This is a genomic window from Sphingobacterium sp. UBA865, assembly GCF_002295765.1.
In the GTDB taxonomy this organism is placed as follows: Bacteria; Bacteroidota; Bacteroidia; order Sphingobacteriales; family Sphingobacteriaceae; genus Sphingobacterium; species Sphingobacterium multivorum.
On the sequence record NZ_DBGB01000025.1, the window covers coordinates 80,096 to 103,142 of the forward strand.

Sequence of the window (23,047 nt, forward strand, 5' to 3'; positions counted from 1 at the left end):
ATATTTGCCAATATCTTATTATAATTAGACAATAATATGTTACTTCAGGACATCCAATAGTTTAAACATTTGCTGACGCATGCTGGACGCCGATCCTGCATAGTTGTTGACCAGTAAAGTATAAGTAAACGACTGCCCTGTTTTATTGGTATGCACACCTGTATAACCAAGTACGCCGCCAATTGTTCCACTTTTCATCTTCATATTGTTATAGGTGGGAAGACTTTCGTAGAAGGCAGGATACCAACTCTGTTTTTGTGCATACTGCATAATCTTATTCATCGCTGATGTCGTCACTCGATTTTGAGGCGAGAGTCCCGAACCGTCCATACTATTGAGTTCACTGGATTTTATGCCTAATTTGGCATTCCAATATTTTTGTACATAATACGCGCCATCGTCGGTGCCCGTTTTACCAGCTGTTGTATAAGCAATCGCTTTCAACAAGGCCTCTCCGTAAAGGTTGATGCTCTTTTGGTTAAACCAGTAGACAATTTTGTCTAAGGTTGGAGATAAATGGATATCGAGGGTCTGTTTTTTTGAAATATCAACTGAATCCATCTTGGTTCCGGTAGCTGGTAGTTCGCTGGCGGGAATACCGTTGTTACTTAGTACTTCATTTAATTGATAAGCGAGATCATAGGCCGGGTCTGGCGAAGAGAGCTCGATAGTTTTCTTGAGGTCCTGTCCATAGGTGCCGCGCACAAATATCTTGGTCGAATAGGGAGCGGCATAGGCGTACACATTGTCTCCGCTTCCCGATTTACCCGTGGTTGTTTCATTGATGATTTCCAGATACGGAACTGGCGTTGTGTAATTGGCGATCTCAGCTTTAGCTCCGACTTTAGTGCTTGGCAGAAAATTTATGCCAAAGGCATTTTCACACCAATTGAGGGAAGAAATTCCAGCACCATAGTAATTGCCCATGTCGGTCCAGATCCAGCCCCCTGGAAGCTGGTTGCCATTGTAAAGCCGGTCATCGGCGATGATTGCGCCATTTATACTTTTAATACCGGCATTCTGGACTGCTGTAAGCCACTTGTTCAGTATCGTTGTTGCTTGAGTCTCCGGGTAGCGGGCGCTGCCGAGGGTAGGATCCCCCGTACCTGTCACAATAATATTTCCGTTTAACACTCCGTTCTCGTCGATTTCACCTGTATAATACAGGGTTGTTTTGAACTGAAAATTCTTGCCCAGGAAGTCCAGGGCCGTAGCCGAGGTGATGACCTTCATGGTGGAGGCGGTCGCCAATCCGACGTTCTCATTTGCTGCGAATACAGTCTGGCCTGTTTTTGCGTCGAAAACAGTCAATGAGCTCAAACCATTTCTGAGGTTTTCCTGATTTTGAAATTGCGTGAATGCATCCTGAATTTTACTACGAAGATCCTGTGCATATACTGGCGTAGCAACGGTCGTTAACGTGTAGGCAGAAAAAGCAATGGCACTTAGCACAAATTGGTTCATATATCATGTTTTTATAGTCCTATGGTATATCCAGCTTATCTTCGATGAGCTTGTTGGCACGGTTATTTTTATTCGTGTTTGGAAATCATGGATATTCCATTGGACGTATTGTAATTCCTGGAACGCTGCCAATTTTAGGGAAAAGCGTTCGCTGTAGTTCGTTTGTTTTATTTGGCTTAAAGTTAGGCATTCGACCCTAAAAAATCCTAACTTGCATAAAATTGTATAGACGACATGAAGCATATCGAAAAATTAGCTGCCATTCGTGAGGCGATGAAGGTTCAGGGAATCGATGGATATATCATTCCATCTTCAGATCCTCATATTAGTGAATATCTACCAGAACGTTATAAATGTATTGCCTGGGCGTCTGGTTTTACCGGATCAGCAGGGACGTTGGCAATCACACAGGATTTTGCCGGCCTTTGGACCGATTCTCGTTATTTTGTCCAAGCAGCAGAGCAATTGGCGGGAACAGGCTTTGAATTGGTGAAATTGAAAGTGCAAGGTGCAGCGGAGTATGCAGATTGGTTGGGCGAACAGTTGGGCGCTGGTGCTAAAGTTGCTTTTGACGGCAATCTCGCTTCTTTATTGGTGGCTCAATCTGTTCAGCATACTTTGGAGCCTTTGGAGATCAAAGTAGATGGTCATGTTGACCTGTTATCTTCATTATGGGAAGGACGACCAGCGCTGCCTAAGGCACAGGCCTACCTGCTGGACGAAAATATTACGGGACAGTCAACGGTTTCTAAAATTGAAGCTGTTCGTGCGGAGATGAAAAAGAATAGAACGGAAGCTCATCTGATCTCATCTTTGGATGACTTGGCCTGGTTATTAAACATCCGTGGTCAAGATGTACCATGTAACCCTGTTGTTTTGGGATTTGTATTGATTACCCCAGAAAATGCAACGCTTTATATCGAACCTTCGAAGCTGACAACTCAGGCGACTGAAGAACTTAAAGGCTATGGAGTGGGTGTTTCGGCTTATGAAGATATTTTTAAAACGATTCCTACATTGGATGTTACTTCAATTTTAATTGATCCTAAACGTACCTGTTTTGCTGTTTACGATAGCATACCTAAACAGGTTAAGATTGTTGAGAAAATAAACCCTTCAACAAGTTTGAAAGCGATTAAGAACAAGGTTGAAGTTGAAAATAACCGCCATACGTTTGTAAAAGATGGTATAGCGTTGACGCGTTTCTTCAAATGGTTGGAAGAGAATGTCTCCTCTGGTGAGCTTTCTGAATTATCAATTGCGGAGAAATTACGTGGATTTCGCGAAAGTCAAGAGGGTTTTGTCGACGTCTCATTCACGACAATTGCGGGATACTTGGATCACGGTGCCCTACCGCATTATTCAGCCAATGAAAAATCGAACTATATATTACAACCTAAAGGTTTACTATTGGTCGATTCTGGCGGACAATATACTACTGGTACAACGGATATTACAAGGGTGGTAACGCTTGGTGGTCTTACGCAGGAGGAAAAAGAGGATTATACGCTTGTACTCAAGGGAACAATAGAAGGCTCTCAGGCCATTTTCCCTACTGGAACGCGCGGCTATCAGATCGATGCCATTACGCGTCGTCCATTGTGGGAAACATTGCGCAATTATGGACATGGTACAGGACATGGCGTCGGTTTCTTCCTAAACGTACATGAAGGTCCGCAAGTGTTCAATGCAGCTGCAATAGATGTTGCTGTTGAACCAGGGATGATTACATCGATAGAACCCGGATTGTATCGCGTAGGCAAACATGGTATCCGCATTGAAAATCTTGTGTTGACCCGTAAGGCAGGTTCTTCTGAATTTGGAGACTTTCTGGATTTTGAGACACTAACAATATGTTATATCGCAACCGATTTAATCGAAAAATCCCTATTGGATAAAAAACACATTGCTTGGTTGAATAACTATAATCAGTGGGTGTTTGATCAATTATCGACTCATCTTACTGCTGAGGAAAAGAATTGGTTGGCAGACAAGTGTCAGGCGATTTAATCCAAAAAGAATAACAACAGTGGTTATCCGCTGCGCACAACACGAAGTTGTCAACATAAACGGTCCCCCAATACTTAGGCAGAAAAGTTGGGGGACCGTTTTTTTAATCGGTTTTTTTCAAAATCTCATAAATGGATTCTTTTCCAAAAGGTTTCAGAATGAAACCGCTTATAAAAGGGTAATTTGCCAGTTGCTCCTGATCGTTTTTGCTCGTGGAGGAACTGACGATAAAAATCTTGGTTTGCTTGATGAAATCGGTCCGGTTTTCAAGTACATCCATTAACTCCCAACCAGTCATAAATGGCATATTGATATCCACAAAGAGTATTGCTGGCATCAACGACTGGCTGATGTCATTGTTCTCCAAATAATCCAATGCATCCAGTGCATTTTTGAAAGAATGAAAGTCAATTTCATATTCGGTAAATCCCTGTAGCATATGGGCGAAAATAGTCCGTAAAATGGCATTATCATCAATGAGAATGATCGTTCTTTTGGTTTCAGGAGTCATGGTCTTTTTGATTAATAATTGTTTTCATCGTGTCAATAACCCTCATCTTGGTTTTGATTGACAGCGCAGTTTTTCTTTCACTCTTTTATATATGAGATCACGCTGTCCAGGATTGTAGCAGTTATTTTCTGCTTCAGGATTGAACGCTGATTTTTTTATTATAGCTGTATCAGCGGATCTGTATATGCTTTTTCTAAAAATTTGACATAAAAGGTGCTACCCGAATCGATTTTACTTTGTACATCGATTTTTCCACCCAATGATTCGATCTGATATCTAATGAGAAACAATCCGACACCTTTACTCTCAAATCCACGGTGAAAAACCTTTTTGAACATAAACAGCTCCGATTTGTATTTTGGCAGGTTAATGCCCAGCCCGTTGTCTCTAACCGTTAATAACGTTCCTTCTTGTTCCTGATGTGTATGTATTTCGATCTTAGGGGCTCGGTCTGTCGCTGTAAATCGGAGCGCATTACTGATGAGGTTGCTGAAAATACTTTCCAGATAAATCTTAGGATAATAGATGTCTTTTACATTGAATTCGATGGAAATAGTTGCATTTTTTTGCTGTATTTCTTCCATAAATTGCTGCTGCACTTTTTTGAATATATCTAAAAAATTACATTGTTCATAAATCAGTGAATTGTTTGATTTAATATCAAGTATTCCGTCCAAATTATGTAACGTTTCAGTCAGATCGTCACTGCTCGTATGCAGCAGGTTCACAAAATCAGCCTTTATTTTTTCATCATGTGTTAACTTAATTTCAGCAATAAGCATCTGTATATTGCTGAGTGGGCCTTTTAGATCATGAGCAAGTATGTTCGCAAATTCTTCCAGTTGCCGTATTTTGGTTTCAAGATCTATTTTGACTAAATCCGATTCAATTTTTTGCCGTTTTAGGATTTCGATATTCTTTTTTGATTCAGAAATATCCTGCACCTGGACGATGAGAAATTGTGCGGTATTGGTATTATCAAAAACTGCCGCAACCGTTACAGAACACCATACAAAATGTCCTAATTTATGTATATAGCGTTTTTGAAGTGTAAATGCGTCGATTTCACCCCTGACAAGTTTTTCTCTAAGTTCAACATCTTTGTTTATATCGTCGGGGTGCGTTCTATCAGTAAACTTGGTTTTCGACATTTCTTCGTGAGAATAACCAAGAATTTTGGTTAACATATTATTGGATTCTATGGAGTAGCCTTCGAGACTCGTCAATGAAATTCCCAGACCTGATAAATAAAATGCTTGATTAAACTTGTGTTCATTGAATTTACTTTTTTCATTGGACTCGACTTGTTTTGTAATGTCGGAAATAACCAGGGCTACCCGGTTCTGAGCCCTATGTATAGGTTTAATCTGTAAACGATACCATTTGTCCTTGTGCTCGTTTAAATTGGATTGAAAATCCATCTTAAGTTCGCGGTCCAATTTTAATGAATTTTGTATCAATTGGACAGTGGGTACAGCAAGATCCGGCGGAAAGAGTTCTGTGAGACTCTTGTTTAGAAATTCTTCGGGACTGTAGAACAAGAGATCTGGATTGTTGGTCCAGTAGTTTTTAAATACACCAGCATCGGTTACTTCAAATACGAGATCATTCAATGAGGCAACAAGCAATTGAAGTTGGTGTTGTTTATCTTCCAGGACGCGGTTTTTATTGACCAATTTCGATACATCCATAAATGAAATTAAAAGACCTTTTTTATTGTCTTTTATCATAACATGAACATCGAATTGATACCATTTAAACTCTTGATCCTTTTTTCTTCCTAGGATAATTTCATTTTGGTCTTGGTTTTTGGAAAGAGCTGTAAAAAATGGCGTTTCTGTAGGCGACAATACCGAAAGATCATCTGCTGTGTAAAACGTTATTAATTCCTGTATTTTGTAGCTATCTGCCGTACTATCGAAGTCTAAAAGTTCTTGAGCCCTTTTGTTGAATAGTAGAATAGTGCCATCATCTGTGGTCGTGATTGTTCCCTCCAACCTTGTATTTACAGTTTGATCAAAAAGCATAGATAAAGAGTCCCGCTGCTGATGCATTATTCAACCATATTTAGGGTTAATTTTCTCATTTAAAAGTATAAGCAACTCATTGAGTACTTAATTTGCAAAATTGGTAACTTTTACCCCAAAATAATAAATAAATATTAAAATATGTAACTTTTTATATAAAATACTAGCAGGTATATTGTTATGTATGCATAACAATATACCTACTAGTATTTTACCTCTTCTGTGCCTAAGACCTTCTGTCTAATTCTTAATTTTTTCTAGCCACATCCAGTTGAACCAAAGTGGTTGTACTTGTTTACTATTAAAGGTTATGATATACTTTCCGGGCTTATCGAATTTAAATTTGCCGATGCGGTTTTCGACAAATTCTTCTGTATAATTGTTTTCATTGGGCTCGACCACCATTTTGTTGGTCGAAGCAAAACTTCCTTCCAACCGCTGATTGGTCGTACTGACTTCAAAAACACTGTTTTCTTTATTGGGATTATGCGCTGAAAAATCGAGTGAGTAGATGCCCGCTTCAGGGATGGTTACCTCCCAATCGATCTTCGTATCCCCCGTCAGGATCGCATGCGTTGGGTTTTTGCCGTTATAGCGTACAATTTTGAGTCCTTGGTTGAGGCTATTGGTTGATTTCAATGAAAAGCCACCAAAGGTTGATTCTGGGACCGTATTTTTGTCTAGTTCCACCGGCCCATTAAAGGTTAATTTAACTTCTGAAACATAATGATCCGGCTGCGCGTCAGGCAATTGGATATGGATTAAACTGAGACTTTGATCAAATTTTAGTGCCGTTGATACACTTCCCTTCATCAGGGAAACCTGTTCTGGTGTCGATTTGATTCCTGTAATCCGAAGTGTATGGTCTAAGGGCCAATTAAAGACGTGTGCATACACGAGTGTTTTTTGCCCTTCCTTTTTAGTTGTCAGGTAACCCCAATCGAACTGGTTGTTTTTTAGATCAAGGCCGGTGCTGCCGTAGATGCCCTCTCCGTATGTGTTTAGCCAATTTCCGACTTCGTGCAGACGACTGACACTTTCGTAGGGCACTGTTCCATTGGCACGTGGCCCGATATTTAAGGTGAACCCGCCGTTGAGACTTACATTGGAGATTAAGGACTGGAAAATTTGACTGGTTGACTTCCACTCATTTTCCTGACCATTGTAACCCCAAGAATGGGCAATTGTTCCAGGGGTTTCCCAGGGATGGTTAATGTAATTGCTACCAAATTGGTTGTCACCTAATGTTTCGAAATCCACATTTTCAGCATCCGTAGGAAGACCTAGACGTGAATTAATCAAGCAATTAGGTTGTAGTTCACGGATAAGTTTGACAACCTGAAGTAATTGTTCTTTTTTAATAATAGATTTTTGATAAGGGATCCACATGTCGAACCATATCAAGGCAATGTCGCCATAATTGGTCATCAGTTCGCGCAGTTGAGGGATGACTTTTTCTTGCCAATATTGATTGTATTGGGCATCGGTAACATGTCCCGACAGCTCCTGTTGATGGTTCCAGCCGTATGGATGTTCCCAGTCAATCCAATGTGAATAATAAAAACCCAATTTCATACCGTGCTTTCTACAGGCTACTGCAATATCTTTGATGACATCCCGATTGGAACCACTCAATTGTGGAAGGCTATAATGACCAACTTTTGTGTCCCAAAGAGCAACACCATCGTGATGTTTGGCGGTGATGATAATGTATTTCATCCCAGCTTCTTTTGCTAGAAGAACCCATTGCTCAGGATCTATTTTACTCCAGTCGAAACGTTTTGCCAAGGTACCGTATTCTTCTTTGGAGACGCGGTTGCGATATCTTAACCACTCGGCATAGTTATTCATATAACGCAAAGGTTCGCCCTTCCACATGCCTTCAGCTGCACTGTACAGCCCCCAATGAATGAACATGCCAAAGCGGGCATCTTTAAACCATGAGGCTTTTTCAGAAGTTTGTGCAAATAGTTTGGCTGAAATACTGAATAGCAATAATGACAGAATCAGTAGTCGCTTGATTGATGGTATCATAAAGGTTGTTCTGTTTTTTGACTTACAAGATAGGCAAAAAATCGAATATCGATCCTTAAATTGGGTTTTGAAGTGGCTGTGAAGGATAAAATGTCGTCTGTAAAAAAGAGAAAACCCCTCGTATTTAAACGAAGGGTCTTTGTTTAGTATGAAGCTTTAACGCGATTATTTCAAGTTAAAGGCCTGGATAATCTTTTTAAAAACTGCTGTATTGTTGTAGATGCCAATAAAATTTTGCGCACCTGGTCCATAAGCAAAGACAGGTACCATAATATTGGTATGGTCATCGCTACTGAAATTGCCCCTAACAGTTCCCTTTTTATAATTGGCATCCAACAGGGAAAGTCCGCCAGTTTCGTGATCTGCAGTGACAATGACGAGTGTTTCACCATCTTGGTCCGCAAATTTTAGGGCTTCCCCGACAAGCCGATCAAAGTCATGTTGTTCGGTAACAACATAGGGAAGATCGTTGGCATGGGCTCCATAGTCAATTTGTGCACCCTCGGCCATGATAAAGAAGCCATTTTTATTTTTAGACAAAAGCTCAATCGTTTTTGAGAGGGAAGTTTTTAGCATTTCTCCCCGTCCATCGAGTATTCTTCTTGTCGCAGAATCCGCCAGGAGTACGAGCTGTTTGCCTGATGTCGCTTTTTCAAAATCACTTAAATTTTGCTGAAGCTGATAACCTTTTGCCGTCAGTTGCTTCATCAGCGTGTTATCCTTGTTGTTGAGGAAGCTTTCGCGACGGGATCCAACGAGAATATCCACATGGCTATTTTTGAAATCTGCCGCAATTTCCTGTGACATGGTCCGATCGATCTGATGTGCGTAAAATGCAGCCGGAGTGGCATCTGTAATATCTCCCGCACTGATTATACCGCTTTTGATCCCGTGTTGAGCAAGTGTATCAGGAATAGCGCTCAACAATTTACCGTCTGCATCCACGCCAATGTAACGGTTATTGGTTTTATGTCCAGTAGCCAAAGCTGTCCCACCCGCAGCGGAGTCTGTAAAATCCGAGTTGGATGCTTCGGTGCGCGAAAGACCAATATGTTTCATATTGATGATATTGGACTGACCAAAATTGGCACTTAAACCTGCTTGTATTTGGGCTAAGCCCATTCCATCACCAATGAGTAAAATAACATTCTTGACCTTGCTCGTTGCACCATCATTTTTATAGGTTGGCTGATAGGGAATGTAGGCCTTTGGATTTGCGTATTCGACTTTAGCGTTGTTTAAATAGAAATTCTTAAGTGCAGTAGGGTGGTCTGTATTGATCCAGTCTACCCCCATGTGACCAAGCTCTTTCCAACTATTGGGACTATCTTTCGTAGCCCAAAAACGAAAGGGTTTACCTAATTTATGCGCTTTGTCTATTACAGATTTCATCTTTTCAAGGTCGGGCGGAGTGGGAGTTCCTTTGCCATTCCAGACAGAATACTGCTTAATATCCTGACTGATCATCCCAATATGTTTGAGCTGTGCCGGCGTATAGTCTTTTTCCGGCCTACCATCAAAATAAATCATCGATGGATAATTGTCGAACTTTTCGGGCGGTGGGATTTCACCGCTGACGACAATTTTAATGGCGGAAGGATTTTTCTGCTGGTCGAATACAGATTCGTTGCCCTTCAAATCGGCTAACAATTTAGACAATACCTGTTCGTAATTTTCCTTAATATCAATCACAAGCTGCAAGGTTTGCTCAGGTTTGGCATAAGGTTTATTGCCGTTCTCCTTAAAGAAAGCAATTAAAGGGTCGATGTAAAGTTTTTTCAACGTCTTCCCTGGTTTGATTTCGCTGCTTTCATGGGCAACGTAAAGCTCCCCATTGCGGTAGAAGACGTCCGCTTCGATAGAGCCCATTCCAGCATAGTAAGCCTCCAACAGCGGGATTTGTTGTTTGTAATCATTGTGGCTATGACCTGCATTGGCAGTCAGTTTCTGTTGTGCAGAAACTGACTGAATGCTTAGGCCGGCAAATAACAGCCACATTAATTTAGTGTTTTTTACCATCCTGCGTTTTGTTTAATGACACCGGAACTGTTGTCGATCTCGCGTTGTGGAACAGCCCAGACATCATGTACTTGCGGATTGAAATTTCTAGCCGGCCAAATTACAGCACCATCAAAATCGTGTAGCGGTTTGGCATAGGTAGCTTGCGCATCGCCCCATCTGACCAAATCGCGGTGACGGTCTGCCCATTCACCAGCAAGCTCATTGCGGCGCTCACGTTTTAGGTCTACGAGGGTCATTCCGCTTTTTGCGATTAAACCAGCTCTTTTTCTAATTTTATTTAATTCGGTATCACCAGCACCAGCGCCATTTAAATTAATGGCTGTCTCAGCTTTAATCAATAATACTTCGGCATAACGCATCAAGGGTACATTGAGGTCTGTAGTGCCGTTGTCACCATTTGGATTGACATGTGTTGGAATAGGGTTGGCATATGAAAATGGTTCCATGTACTTTTTGAACTGATAGTTCGAAGTCGCGCCACCGTCTTTAGTAAATGTACGTTCTGCGCCAAAAAACTGGAATTTGTCTCCTGGTTTCAAGATTGTTGCTTCACGGCGTAGATCGCCAGATTCAAAAGAATCATACAGTTCTTTTGTCGGTAGATAATAGCCCCAGCCATTGTAGATTCCCCAGGCCTTGTTGGTGAGCATAACTCCAGGAAGCTTACTTCCCCATCCAGTACCGCCACCATTTGGCGTACAGACTACCGACCAGATATATTCTTTGGACCAGTTGTTGGCAGCTTTAAACACATCGACAAAATTAGGCAGTAAATCATGTTTGCCCGAATTGATCACCATATCTGCATATTTGGCCGCATTGGTATAGTCCTTTTTGTACAGGTATACTTTTGATAAATAGGCCCATGCCGCAGTTTTGTGCGCTTTACCGTAATCTGAGGTATTCATGTCTGAGAAATAGGGAAGGTTCTCCGCAGCTTTTAGAAATAAAGAAGCAATGTAATCATAGTTCTCGTTGACATTGTTAGCACGGGGTACGGGTACGGTTGCATCAGTTTCAGGTTTAACGATCGGAATTCCAGCTTTGTCATTACCATAGTTTGCAGCCAATTGAAAATAAACCAGACCTGCATTGAAATAGGCATCGCCAATGATCTGTTTTTTTCGCGCTTCATCCATGGTTATATTGGGAACATTGATAATAATATCGTTAGCTCTTTTTATAATCGCATAGCGCATGCTCCATTGCGATTCTGTATAACCGCCACCGATGTAATTGCGGTTGAAATTTTTGATATTATCGGCTTCCGGTTTGTTACGTCCGGTCACCATGTCGTCACTGGCATTAATAAACCAGAACATTCCACGGCCATAATAATCCTCTTCGTTGTACTTTTCATACATACCAGCTTCTGCTTTGATCGCATCTTGTTCCGTTTTCCAGAAATTCTGTGCAGACGGGGAGCCCTCTGGCGTTATATCTAACTGTTTGTTGCACGATGCAAAAAATGCTAGTGCAGCTATTGCAAGGTATTTTATATTCGTTTTCATTTTTTTTTATTTTTTAGGGCTGATAAGTATAACTCATCTGCATTGTTTTAAGATTAGAAATTGACATTTAAACCGACAATAAAGCTTCGGGCTTGTGGATAACGGCCGACATCAAGACCATTGTTATCCATCCCAATTTCTGGGTCAAAACCTGTATATTTTGTAATGGTGAACAGATTATTGGCTGTTGCATAAATGCGTACGTTACCCGTCTTAAATTTGCTTGCAATTGATTTTGGTAAAGTGTAGCCTAATGTAACGTTACGAATGCGGAGGTAAGAACCGTTTTCAATGTAAAAATCGGATGCATTGAAGTTTCCGTTCGCATCTGAGGTGGAAATGATTGGCACTTTACCATTTGGATTTTCTGGAGACCAGGCGTCCAAAATACCCGTTAACTTATTGTAAGAAGGGCCACTTGCACTATACGTTGTTCTTTTGATAGCGTTGAAAAGCTTGTTGCCTTGAACGCCCTGAGCAAAAATATTGAAATCAAAATCTTTATAATTCGCATTAAAGCTCAATCCATAGGAGAAATCCGGGTATGCACTGCCCGCAAAATAACGATCTTCAGGTCCGATTGAACCATTGCCATCGATGTCTACAAATTTGAAATCTCCTGCTTTTGCATTCGGCTGAATTTTTTGTCCATTGGCGTTTTTGTAATTATCAGCTTCGGCCTGACTCTGGAAGATACCATCTGTTTTGAGCACATAGTAGCTGTAGAGCGGTTGACCGACGGTAATAGAGAGCGGAGCCAATTCATTTCTGAAATTAGTACCCACAGCAATGGTGTTCAAGCCCGGTGCTAATTCTTCAACCTTGTTGTTTAATTTGGTTAAGGTTGCATTGATGGAATATGTAAAGTCGGAATTTCTTGAACTATTATAGGTCAATCCTAGCTCGATACCTCTGTCTTTGACTAAACCCGCGTTGATCGTTTGACTATTTAAGCCTGCTGTACCTGGTAGTGAACGGGTTAAGATCATTTTATTTGTTTCCTTAATAAAATAATCGGCGACTAAGTTAAAATGGTTGAAAATTCCCAAATCTAAACCTATATTAGTCTGTTTACTTTCAGCCCAAGTGAGGTTCTTGTTGGCCAGAATCGTTTGTACGTATCCTTTTTGTAAGGTCGGTGTTTGACCGAAATAACTTTGTGTCGATGCTAGTAGCGGGTTGACAGCTGCAGCTGACAAACTACCGAGATTACCTAAAATACCATAGCTACCGCGTAATTTTAATTGATCTAACCAGGTTGCTGATTTTAAAAACTCTTCTTTACTAATTACCCATCCTGCTGAAGCAGAAGCGTAGTTTTTAAATCTATTTTCTTTTGTTAACATGGATGAACCATCTCGTCTACCAATCAACGATAGTAAATACTTGTCGTTATAACTGTAGTTTGCTCTTAAGAATAGCGATGATATTGCCGTTGAAGCATAGCCACTTTCCGAAGGTTGAATAGTTTTCGCATTTGTTAAATAACGATATTGTTTGGACTCATCGTCAAAACCTGCTCCGGAAGTATATAGATAGGTGTTCTTTGTTTTTTGAAAGGTATAACCACCGGTTAGGTCAAGTTGATGCTTGTCAAAAGAAGTTTTGTAATTTAAAACTTGTTCTGCAAGGATATCATTTGCATCATCAGCTCGTTCAACTAGACTATTGCTCAAAACCGGTTTACCTATTTCAGGACGTCTTGGTGTAAAGCTTTTAAATCGAGCATTCGATTTAGTAATACTTAAGTTGGATCTGAATGTTAAGCCTTTTGCCAATTGGATGCTCGCATAAGGATTGACAACAAGGACATTGACCGGATTGTTGATGTCGATGCGCATCAGTTCGGCAACAGGGTTAATGATATCACCGTAATCGCCCGGGAATGGCCCTGGTAGACCGGCAAAGCTGCCATCAGCATTGTAAGAGGTTCCATTGGTTGGATAATAGATGGCCGATAATAGCGCTCCTGTATAATCGCTGCTCGTATTGGCACCATTTCCATTGGTACTGCTGTAGGATAAGTTTTCACCAACTTTCAACCAGGGGGTAAGTTGATGTTCTGAATTTATACGGAAGTTATAACGCTTGGTTTTCGTATTTAGGACAATACCTTCGGCGTTGCGGTAATTGAAACTGAAGTAAAAACTAGATTTTTCGCTACCACCATTAATTGCAGCATTGTAATCCTGTAGTGCTGCATTTCTAAAAACTTCATCCATCCAGTTTGTTTTGGTCACTAGACCCTCCGGGTATTTGGTCGGATCAAAAGCAGGTAGGATGGTCGTTCCACCATTTTTTGCAGCTGTTGCAGCGACTTCGGCACGTTGTTCGGCATTTAGCGGCTGTAATTTTCGCCAAGCGCTTTGTTGGCCTAACTTGGCATCAACGCTAATTTGCATCTGCCCTTTTTTTCCTTTTTTAGTGGTGATCAACACCACACCACCAGAAGCTCTGGCACCATAGATTGCTGCAGAAGCATCCTTTAATACAGAAATAGACTCAATGTCGTTGGGATTTAATTGTGGCGTACCTAGGAAAATGGAACCATCAATAACATAGAGTACACTTTCACCATTTATACCACCAGCACCGCGGATATTGATACGGGGTGAAGCAGTTGGGTCACCACCTTCGTTTGTGACAATAACACCTGGCGATTTTCCGGCCAATACTTCGCCAACGCTGTTGACAGACCTAGACGATAATTTGTCAAGTGAAACCAAGCTTACAGCGCCCGTTAATGTCTCTTTTTTCTGCGTTCCATAACCAACAACAACAACTTCGGATAGGGTCGAACGTTCTTCGCTTAGCGTTACATTAATAACTTCATTTTCGCCAACTGCGACTTCCTTGGAATGGAATCCGACCATCGAAAAAGAAAGTACAGCTTGCGGTCCTGCCTCGATTCGGAAGGCTCCTTTTGTATCTGTTGTCGTTCCAACCTGCGTACCAACTACTTTTACAGAAACACCTGCGATTGCAGTTCCCAATGTGTCCCGTACAAAACCTGTCACGATACGATCTGCCTTCATGTTTGCTTGTGTGTTCAAGATCACATAGTCCTCTTTTTCCACCGCATTGATTCCAAGCTTATTCAAAAGAGAGCGAACTGGTTCAGTTTTAAAACTGCCGCTTAAGACCGTGTTACGTTCTTGCAATAGATCAGGATTGTAAACAAAATGAAGGCCTGAAAGACTCTCGATTTTGTGTAGAATCACATCGAGTTTCTCGCCCTTGCTTATTTTGATGTTTACACTGCTTTTGTCCAGACGTTGGGCCATGCTTGGGGAGGCCATCAATGAACTGCAGAATACCGAAGTAATCGAAAATGCGATGCAGGGATACTTCATGATCCGATAAAAAGAGAATTCTCTTTTGAATGCAGGTGTTTTCATTTTTTTGTAATGATTAGGTAATGAATTACGCATGGTGACTAAGATGTTTTAGGTAAATTTTTAGACATTATTTGTGGACTTTAAATATTTTATCCTTTTCAATCGTACTGTACTTGAGGTGATGTAGGCTGCAGATGATATCCAGTATTTCTGCCGGATTTTGTGTGCTATTGAATGTGGCTGTTGTTTTTAAAGGCGAAAGTGAAGTGTCTTTTAAGATAATTTCGATGTTGTAGACATATTCCAGTCTTTTTACCACCTCCTTAAGTGGTGTTCCATCAAACGCAATGGCTACGGCTGTATTTTTTTCTACTAGGTTGCGCGATGATTGTTTGGTCTCTTTATCATAGCGTAGACTTTGGTTTTTGGTTAATATGCCGAGGATCTTATCATTTTGCTCCACAGCAACCTTACCCGTAGCGACGGTGACTTCGACTTGATCGGAAGCCTGATAAGCTTTTATCCGAAAAGAGGTTCCTAATACTTTAACTGCTAGCTTCGATGCAAGCTGTACCTGAAATGGATGCTTCTCGTCGTGGGCAATGTCAAAGAAGGCTTCCCCCTCAGTAAGTGCTATTTCACGGATATTGCCCTTGAATTTACTTGGATAGCTGATTTTTGAAGATGGTTCGAGGATAATTTCCGAACCATCTGCCAAGACAATCTTTTTATGTTCCCCTGCAAGGGTTGTTGTGACGATCTGCGCAGATGCTGTGATAGGTTGATTATTTACTTTCCAATAAAGAAGTCCTATGGAAGCAATCATTAAAATAGCGGCTGCTATTTTGAATACAGGTGAATACAGCCGGGAAGGTGGTTTACTTCCCTTTTCTGAAATACTGGACTGAATATTGGCCAATAATTGTTCGCGCAGTACAGCTTTTCGTTCCTGCGGAACTTTTTTTGCAGCGTTATCCAGTTGGGCGTACCAATCTTCGACTTGCTTAATCTCGGCGGCGGTAGCCTCTCCATTTAAATATTTTTGCAGTAACTGCTTTGCTTTTTCTTCCCTCATTTGAATACATGTCACTTCAAATGGGAAATGGTACTAGTCGAAAATATTAGGAGTATATTAAATTATTGTTAACACTCAAAAAAAATGGAGGAACTACCTAAGAGAGGCTTTTTTTGAGCAGTTTCATGGCCGAGGTAATTTGGTTCTTGACAGTTTGTACGGAGACATTTAGCTCGCTCGCAATTTCCTTGATAGACTTTTCTTGCTTTCGGCTCATGGTGACGACCAGTCGCATACGTTCGGGAAGCAGCATCAAAGCTTCTTCAACTTTTTGCTGCGCGTCTTTTAGGATCAGTAGGTCGTCCGCTGAATCCGCATATCGTTGGTTCATTAAAGTCGCTAGTTCGGCTTTATGTCCATCTTTAACTGTCGTATTCCGAAAATAGTTGATTACTTTGAATTTGACAGCCCCATGTAGATAGGCTGCAAGACCACCAGATATGATGACCTGCTCACGGTGTTCCCACAGCGAAATGAAGATTTCCTGGGTAATGTCCTGAGCCACATTTTCGTCGCCTATTTTCTTAAAAGCTGCATCAAATATGGCTTCCCAGTACAGATTAAAAATCTGTTCCATGGCAAAGTGGTCACCTTGCTTTAATGATGCTATCAATAATTCGCTCACAAGATCAGTTTTAATTGGACAAAGCTAATAACTCAGTATTCCTTTAAAGTTAATAAATCTTAAAGAGTATATTTTGTCTGTTATAAATTAATCTTGGTAATTTTTGCTGAGATTGAGCGGTATATTTTTATTCTTTATATTCCTTGCCCGTAGCAATGTCAATAAAATAGCCGTCGTCCCGATTGCACTCATTTTTATATTGTACCCACCCGTTGGGATTGATGGTCATGTAGCTTTTGTTGCCGATTCGTTGTTTTGTCTTGTTGTTGTATAAAGTATAGCGACCATCTTTATGCTCCTGTAATGCAAAGATTTGTCGTTTACCATCTAAGGTTTCAATATGTTCGAAATCGGGGTTTATATCCCAAGTCTTTGTACTTGAATTCCATAGGCCTTTTGTAGGTTCTAGATCACCTCGTTTTACATCAATTAAATAAAGATCTTCTGATGAATCGATGTACTTTATTTTTCCGGTCTTCCAATTCTTTTCCAGGGCATTCGAGGTGAGTAACATGTGTTTGTCTGGCCAGACCAAATTACCCACCTGATCCAGGATATAGAAGTTCGGGGCTTTGATGGTGTCCAATAAGTTGCCATCTTTATCCATATATAACCAATCATAAGCCCAGATGGCATGATCGTAGTTAAATCTGCCTAGAATAAAATAGGGCGAATTAGTCACCGAATAAACTAAGGATATTTCTTTTAGAAAGGCAATCTGTGTCGCATTGGCTTGTCTAATTTGTTTTGGAAAAGCTTTGTCGTATTGTGGAAAGGCATATATGCTGCCTGTATTATTGTCCTTTAGTAGTTTGGGGATTGCTGGGCTGTAGCGCTCCTGATTGATAGAATCGAGCTGTATGGCCTCATTTTTCCAAAGAAGGTCTATTTTGTCTATGCCTGTCAAAGCGGATAAAACCGGTTTTTTGCTTCGGATATCAAGGATGGTAAAACTGTTTGCTGATGCTGGAATATAACGTCCGTTTTCCAAGGGCATTTCAATGTGTTCTTCTATTTTCTTAAGTTTTTGATCTTTTAGCAGATACAGGTTCCCATTGAGGATCAGATGCTTGTCGTTTAAGGGGTAAGTTGCAAGGTTATATTCGTTCTCATCGTAAGGAATATCTTTTTTCAGCAGAATCTGATTACTTTCCAATACCCGTATTTCAAGCTTGACATAAGTAGCTGTTTTCTTGATATAACTGCTTAGGATATTCCAGTCCCATTTCCAGAAGGGCAATTTCTTTTCATATTCCTGGCGTTTCATCAGAAGAGTCAGCTGCTTGAGGTCTAAGAGCTGTAAATCTGTGTCGGAATAATGTTCGATAAATTCACCTTCGCTGTTAATGATCCCCGTTTGATCCTTTTCATTGGCTACCAGTGCATATCCTGTGGACGTGAAAGGCTGAGCCCAATGGAACTCTTGGGATAGCTTCTTCTGGAATGCGCTGTCGACATAGACAAACTGCTTGTTTTTGGTTTGATAGGGAATCCATTTAACCCGGTCATTTTTTGTGATTATGGCGGATTCCTGTGCACATGCTGTGATACATAGCATAGTTGTTATACTTAGCAATAATGATTTGATCATCCTTTTTTCAATTAATTGAACCTGGTTGTTTGCAGCTCTCATGTTGTTGCAGTTGCTCGTGTTGATTGAGTCCGAATTGCAAATCGTACACGCTCTGAACCCCCTTGGTTTAGAAACTAAAGTAGTGGAAAACAGGCTTTGGAAAAATAGCCGATTTCAGTGATTATCTTGATTATTCAAAAGGAATGTAATTTTTCTTTTGCTGGACTCATAGTTATATCATCCAAGGATGTCAATATTGCGTATGCTTTTTTCTTTGAGCCGATTAATTTGGCTAATCGGCTCAAATTTTGTTTATATTTGAGCCGATTATAAGTTTAAATCGGCTCAAATTATGTATAACTGGCAATATAAAGAGTGGCCTAATTTCATTTATAGGCTTGAAGAGATTCAACCCATAGCGGTTGCATTTGCGCAAGAAATGGGGGCAATACATGGTTTATTAACAGGACTGAATGAAGAACTAAAACAGGAAGCATTTGTAGAGGTAATTATATCTGAAGCTATGAAAACCTCGGAAATTGAGGGAGAATATATGAGTCGAGAAGATTTAATGTCTTCAATTAAGAGAAATCTCGGTATTCAGGGCGATGTTGTTGTTCGTGATCGCAGAGTTGCAGGGATTGCAAAATTAATGACAATAATAAGAGATAGTGCCAATATTGAACTGACTCTCGATGTTATACTGAGATGGCATGCTATATTAATGGCGGGGTTTCCTCAAGTTAACGCTGGAAAGTGGCGTGTGGTGGAGGAGCCTATGCAGATAATTTCAGGTTCATATGGCAAAGAAACCGTTCACTATGAAGCTCCCCCGTCTGCTAACGTTCCAAAAGAGATGGAGCAAATGATTAACTGGTTTAACTCATACGAAGTTAAGGAGTCAGAATATATAATTGCTGCATTGGTCAAGACGGCTATCATTCATCTTTACTTTGAGTCAATTCATCCTTTTGAGGATGGCAATGGGCGAATAGGCAGAGCATTGGCCGAATATACGCTGTCGCACACATTAAAGTCTCCAGTCCTGTTGTCGATATCAAAAACTATTGAGAAAAACAAACAAGTTTATTACGATAATTTAAAAATTGCGCAGGCTAGTTTAGATATTACAGGGTGGATTAGCTACTTTACCAAAGTAATTTTTGAGGCACAAAAGGAAACCAGAGAGCTCATTGAGTTTACTGTAAGAAAAGCAAAATTTTTTGATAGAAACCGTGATCTATTGAATGATAGGCAAATGAAGGTTATCAATCGGATGCTCGAGCAGGGAATTGAAGGTTTTATTGGCGGGATGACTGCAAAAAAATATATTTCTATTACACGGACCTCAAAAGCTACTGCGACTAGGGATCTGCAAAGGTTGCAGGAACTGGGGATAGTTGAACAGTTGGGACATGGGAGATCTGTACGGTACGAACTCATACTTTCTTAACCCCGGGCATAAAGTCCTCGGTGCTTCTATTACTTTTTAGTAACCGGAACCAATAGGACCTGTCCTTTATTGGTTTGATACCAATATCTGTTGCCAAGGTCATCTTCGAAATCATAGTTCACCCGGGATTTATCAACCTTTTTGAAACTTTTTACATCTGGTCCGTTGAATATTTTATTGCCAATGAAAATATGTTTGGCATCCTTGGCGACGGCAAACTTGAGGACCTCAAAAGTCTTTGGATCTGCTTCTGAAAATATCTGTTGCTCATAATAGACATGATTTTTGTCGCGTGACCAGCGGGCTTTTCCGTTTGCTCCTTCCAATAGCTCGAAGCTATCTGCATCAACCTCTGAGTATCCAAATTTCTTACCCGAGATAATCACCAATTGGTCAATGATTACCATTTTCTCATTGAGGAATTTTATGTTGTTTGACGAAGGGAGTTCGATTTCCAGTATACCGATGCCTTGATAAGGCTCGTAGTAAAGCAGTGTATGGTTATCCAGTAGTACATATGCCGTATTGAGAGCCTTAACGTGAGCTGTTTTATAGTGGAGCGAAAGAATACCTTTGTTGGTGACTACCGAAAGCTGATTTTTATCTTTTACAAAGTTGTTGTTGACAACGCTGAAAGTCGCATAGTCGACGTGAAGGGGTTGATACTTATAAAAGTAATGTGCTTTGTCTTTAGCTAGTGCCGGCAGTTGATCATATAACGTCGTAAAAGTTGCCGGATCGGCTCCATCAATAATGGTGAGCTGGTTTTGGCTGCAATCGGAAGTAGCCGAAGCAAAACCTTCAAACTTGAATACGTGTTGTTGATCGACAGGAATCCTGTTTTTCAGTTGAAAGGTCTTTACGTCGACGAGTTGTTGGGGGCAGCCCATGAAATAGAGGTGATCTTTATCGCGGGCATAGACATCTTTAATCACTGAAAAACTAGCTACATCGGCAACGGTCTTTCTCGACCCTCTTTCAAAACCATTGCCGCCCGGTATAAAATAAATCGCGCCGTTCTTTTTATAGTAGTCTTCAGATAAAGGACTGACCTGCTCCTTGCAGGAAAGGAGTAGACTTATCAAAGCACTTAGGATTCCCATTTTTAAACTACTGTTCATAACTGTAAATGCTATGTTCTATAGCAATTATTAAAGATCTATTCCGCTAAAGATAACGGAAATATATAAGTAATCTGTCGATTGTTTACAATTCGCTTCTCGCTATTTATAATTCGTGTATTTAAAGCTCTATTGGATTTACTTATTGGCTATTTTTAAACATACACAAGTGAAATCTAAAAAAATAATTTGTTTTTAAATTGTTAATTTATATATTTGTATATATTAACTATATAATTGTATTGTTATTGTTTTTCTTGTAATTGAATTACAAAGTGTTTTAGTTATCAAATTACCAGCGGTAGCTCATCACTTTTTCACGAAATGAAAGTTTCGATACATTTTTAATTGTGGTGCTGGTATTTCCTAAAAAGCCAAGGGGCGAACGTCTATCTAATAAAACGTGTTGACCCTATGTAGTCTCCTTGGATATTATACTATCTTTTTTACAAATTAAGTATTGATTATTTGCAATAATGGTCTTTAACAGTTTGATCTGTTGGTCTGTTTTATTGCGCCGATTTTTTAACCTTAAATCATTTAGTATGGAAATTAATAGCCAATTAATTATTGATCGGCTTTCCCAGCGTATGGATCTCGATCGTGCCTATGTCGTTAAATATCAATTTCTCGATCAGGAATCGCATCATTTAGTTTTAGCGCTTAAACCCGTGAGTGGACTTTCACACAAAGTGCTAAAACCTATTGTGGAATTGTGCTTGATGGATCAGGAGAACATTTCATTTGAATTGATTTTTGCGCCAGAATTGAAGAATAAAATAAAGCTTGGGAGCTTATTTTATTGTTATGCGATCTTGCCTCAGCATGAGATTTTTAGTAGTACACGAAGTAGTTCTCTCATCATTAAAGGTAAGGAAATACGTGGCATATTGGATCTCTCGGAAAAGTATTATGAGAAGGCGACTGCTGTATCCGCGGAGTTTTTACAGGGAGCACAAACATTTGCAGAAATAGCCAATTATCCGCGTGCCTTATTTATGGTTCACCAAAGTTTGGAAAGTCATCTGAAACTGCTTCAAGTAATGGTAGAAGGTAAGGGAAATAATGTACATAGTCTTGACAGTCGAATTCGGAGCCTGCATACGCATTTTCCGATGTTCAAATCGGTCTTTATGGGAGAGGCAGACGAAGATAAGATGCGTTTTGCATTACTGGATAATTCTTTTAATGCCGTTAATCAAAATAGAGACCTGGATATTTCAACCGTAGATGCTTCGCAACTATATGATCGTTGTCTCGTATTGCAGGCTGCAATAGAAAAGTTGTTCCGCTACTTTACGGAAGCCTTGCAGGCCGTATACGATGCGCTTGTGGCCGCAGAGGGCGCTGCTCAAGCGGCGCTAGAAAAGAGCAAGTTGGCTAAAATGAAGGAACAAGAGCAAGTTGAAGCTGGTGCAGACTTTCATAGTTTCCCTTGGCCAGCGCAATATCAGAGCGATGTACAGGAGTTGTTGCATCAGATCCACCAGGAAAATAACCCCGAACAAATGATGTTGCTCAATTATTATGTCAGCGATGCCCATGGAAAAGGGCTGTTTGATTTTCCTCGTCAGGAAAATGGAAAAACAGAAATCTACCTTGTTGTGATAAAAAAGAAATTGGGTCACTGTCACTTTCGAAAAGTCGCTTACGGTCAAGTTACTGCAGTTGTAGCTTTTATTAGCACAGATTTTCTGGCAACAAAATTGGATCTGGGTAGCCGTTTCTCTCATACCATCTGGAATGAATCTGTTGTTCTCTATCGCCATCCGCGTTATAAACCGACTTACTCGGTTGTACCTGTTGATTGGCATAGTACCTTATTTAAGACCTCAATTTCATGGGTGCGGAATTCAAAACTCATGCAGAATCTTTTGGCTGTTTTTTCTTCTGAAGGCCTTTCTAGTGCTCAATTGGCTGTATTATTTTTAAATCAGTTGACTTCTATTGGACTATATAGTTATCTATATCTCCGAATCGGTTATGCGCCAATGAATGTCACCATTGCAGATCTGGTGGATTGGACATGTATCTGTGATAAAAAGGTGAAAGAACTTTTTACAGCAAGAAATGAGGTGGAGGAAATATTGAATGCAGAGCTGTTAAAACAAATGAAAGGGCGAGTCTATGAGCTTCCTTCACCATTGGCTCAGCTTGATATGGACTATTTTAGGTCAAAAGCGAAGGAAATTACGGATTTCTTTGTCGATCTCTGCGATCAGAGCATACGGTATATGGAGCTGAAATCGGAGGTTAATTTCAATAAGCAATAAAAAAGGATTT

The 23,047-nt window shown here is 40.3% G+C and carries 14 protein-coding genes; 3 read left to right on the forward strand and 11 right to left on the reverse strand.

Translation table 11 applies throughout. From position 1 onward, the window contains the following. Positions 1-39: 39 nt before the first annotated feature. Positions 40-1,464 (reverse strand): D-alanyl-D-alanine carboxypeptidase/D-alanyl-D-alanine endopeptidase, encoded by a 1,425-nt coding sequence (dacB, locus tag B2O97_RS14610; protein ID WP_286767616.1) that lies wholly within the window; start codon positions 1,462-1,464, stop codon positions 40-42. Between the two features lie 234 nt (positions 1,465-1,698). On the opposite strand from dacB, the gene B2O97_RS14615 reads away from it, so the two are divergent. Beyond that, on the forward strand, positions 1,699-3,474 hold the full coding sequence (locus B2O97_RS14615; protein WP_286767617.1) for an aminopeptidase P family protein: 1,776 nt from the start codon (positions 1,699-1,701) through the stop codon (positions 3,472-3,474). A gap of 103 nt (positions 3,475-3,577) precedes the next feature. Here the strand turns inward: B2O97_RS14615 and B2O97_RS14620 are convergent, their stop codons facing one another. From B2O97_RS14620 to B2O97_RS14660, 9 genes are all read right to left on the reverse strand, one after another. Further along, the gene (locus B2O97_RS14620) at positions 3,578-3,985 is read right to left on the reverse strand and encodes a response regulator (RefSeq protein WP_286767618.1); all 408 of its coding nucleotides are present in this window, start codon (positions 3,983-3,985) and stop codon (positions 3,578-3,580) included. Between the two features lie 158 nt (positions 3,986-4,143). Continuing rightward, the gene (locus B2O97_RS14625; RefSeq protein ID WP_286752259.1) at positions 4,144-6,039 is read right to left on the reverse strand and encodes a sensor histidine kinase; all 1,896 of its coding nucleotides are present in this window, start codon (positions 6,037-6,039) and stop codon (positions 4,144-4,146) included. 213 nt (positions 6,040-6,252) lie between these two features. Then, positions 6,253-8,046 carry an alpha-L-fucosidase gene (locus B2O97_RS14630; RefSeq protein ID WP_286752260.1) on the reverse strand — a complete coding sequence of 598 codons (1,794 nt, stop codon included), beginning with the start codon at positions 8,044-8,046 and terminating at the stop codon, positions 6,253-6,255. A gap of 165 nt (positions 8,047-8,211) precedes the next feature. After that, a complete protein-coding gene (locus B2O97_RS14635) occupies positions 8,212-10,065 on the reverse strand; it encodes an alkaline phosphatase (RefSeq protein WP_286767619.1) in 1,854 nt (617 codons plus the stop codon). Beyond that, positions 10,059-11,579, reverse strand: a complete 1,521-nt coding sequence (locus tag B2O97_RS14640) for a RagB/SusD family nutrient uptake outer membrane protein (RefSeq protein ID WP_286767620.1) — start codon at positions 11,577-11,579, stop codon at positions 10,059-10,061. Before B2O97_RS14640 ends, B2O97_RS14635 begins: the two co-directional genes overlap by 7 nt. A gap of 53 nt (positions 11,580-11,632) precedes the next feature. After that, complete coding sequence (locus B2O97_RS14645; RefSeq protein WP_286767621.1) at positions 11,633-14,977, reverse strand: SusC/RagA family TonB-linked outer membrane protein; 3,345 nt, start codon at positions 14,975-14,977, stop codon at positions 11,633-11,635. Positions 14,978-15,044: 67 nt separating this feature from the next. Next, positions 15,045-15,992 (reverse strand): FecR family protein, encoded by a 948-nt coding sequence (locus B2O97_RS14650; protein WP_286767622.1) that lies wholly within the window; start codon positions 15,990-15,992, stop codon positions 15,045-15,047. Positions 15,993-16,089: 97 nt separating this feature from the next. Next, on the reverse strand, positions 16,090-16,617 hold the full coding sequence (locus B2O97_RS14655; RefSeq protein WP_286767623.1) for an RNA polymerase sigma-70 factor: 528 nt from the start codon (positions 16,615-16,617) through the stop codon (positions 16,090-16,092). 127 nt (positions 16,618-16,744) lie between these two features. Then, entirely contained in the window at positions 16,745-18,208 is a 1,464-nt protein-coding gene (locus B2O97_RS14660) for a hypothetical protein (protein ID WP_286752265.1), read from the reverse strand. Between the two features lie 334 nt (positions 18,209-18,542). Here B2O97_RS14660 and B2O97_RS14665 point away from each other — a divergent pair, with 334 nt between their 5' ends. Then, positions 18,543-19,643: a Fic family protein gene (locus B2O97_RS14665; protein WP_286767624.1), complete on the forward strand. Its 1,101-nt coding sequence runs from the start codon at positions 18,543-18,545 to the stop codon at positions 19,641-19,643. A 29-nt stretch (positions 19,644-19,672) separates the two neighbouring features. Here the strand turns inward: B2O97_RS14665 and B2O97_RS14670 are convergent, their stop codons facing one another. After that, complete coding sequence (locus B2O97_RS14670; protein WP_286767625.1) at positions 19,673-20,764, reverse strand: DKNYY domain-containing protein; 1,092 nt, start codon at positions 20,762-20,764, stop codon at positions 19,673-19,675. Positions 20,765-21,309: 545 nt separating this feature from the next. Here B2O97_RS14670 and B2O97_RS14675 point away from each other — a divergent pair. Further along, a complete protein-coding gene (locus tag B2O97_RS14675) occupies positions 21,310-23,037 on the forward strand; it encodes a hypothetical protein (protein WP_286767626.1) in 1,728 nt (575 codons plus the stop codon). Positions 23,038-23,047: the final 10 nt, after the last annotated feature.

Coding starts and splice junctions, on each gene's coding strand:
- dacB (WP_286767616.1), bottom strand. CDS start 1,464: ATGAACCAATTTGTGCTAAGTGCCATTGCTTTTTCTGCCTACACGTTA.
- B2O97_RS14615 (WP_286767617.1), top strand. CDS start 1,699: ATGAAGCATATCGAAAAATTAGCTGCCATTCGTGAGGCGATGAAGGTT.
- B2O97_RS14620 (WP_286767618.1), bottom strand. CDS start 3,985: ATGACTCCTGAAACCAAAAGAACGATCATTCTCATTGATGATAATGCC.
- B2O97_RS14625 (WP_286752259.1), bottom strand. CDS start 6,039: ATGCATCAGCAGCGGGACTCTTTATCTATGCTTTTTGATCAAACTGTA.
- B2O97_RS14630 (WP_286752260.1), bottom strand. CDS start 8,046: ATGATACCATCAATCAAGCGACTACTGATTCTGTCATTATTGCTATTC.
- B2O97_RS14635 (WP_286767619.1), bottom strand. CDS start 10,065: ATGGTAAAAAACACTAAATTAATGTGGCTGTTATTTGCCGGCCTAAGC.
- B2O97_RS14640 (WP_286767620.1), bottom strand. CDS start 11,579: ATGAAAACGAATATAAAATACCTTGCAATAGCTGCACTAGCATTTTTT.
- B2O97_RS14645 (WP_286767621.1), bottom strand. CDS start 14,977: ATGAAAACACCTGCATTCAAAAGAGAATTCTCTTTTTATCGGATCATG.
- B2O97_RS14650 (WP_286767622.1), bottom strand. CDS start 15,992: ATGAGGGAAGAAAAAGCAAAGCAGTTACTGCAAAAATATTTAAATGGA.
- B2O97_RS14660 (WP_286752265.1), bottom strand. CDS start 18,208: ATGATCAAATCATTATTGCTAAGTATAACAACTATGCTATGTATCACA.
- B2O97_RS14665 (WP_286767624.1), top strand. CDS start 18,543: ATGTATAACTGGCAATATAAAGAGTGGCCTAATTTCATTTATAGGCTT.
- B2O97_RS14670 (WP_286767625.1), bottom strand. CDS start 20,764: ATGAACAGTAGTTTAAAAATGGGAATCCTAAGTGCTTTGATAAGTCTA.
- B2O97_RS14675 (WP_286767626.1), top strand. CDS start 21,310: ATGGAAATTAATAGCCAATTAATTATTGATCGGCTTTCCCAGCGTATG.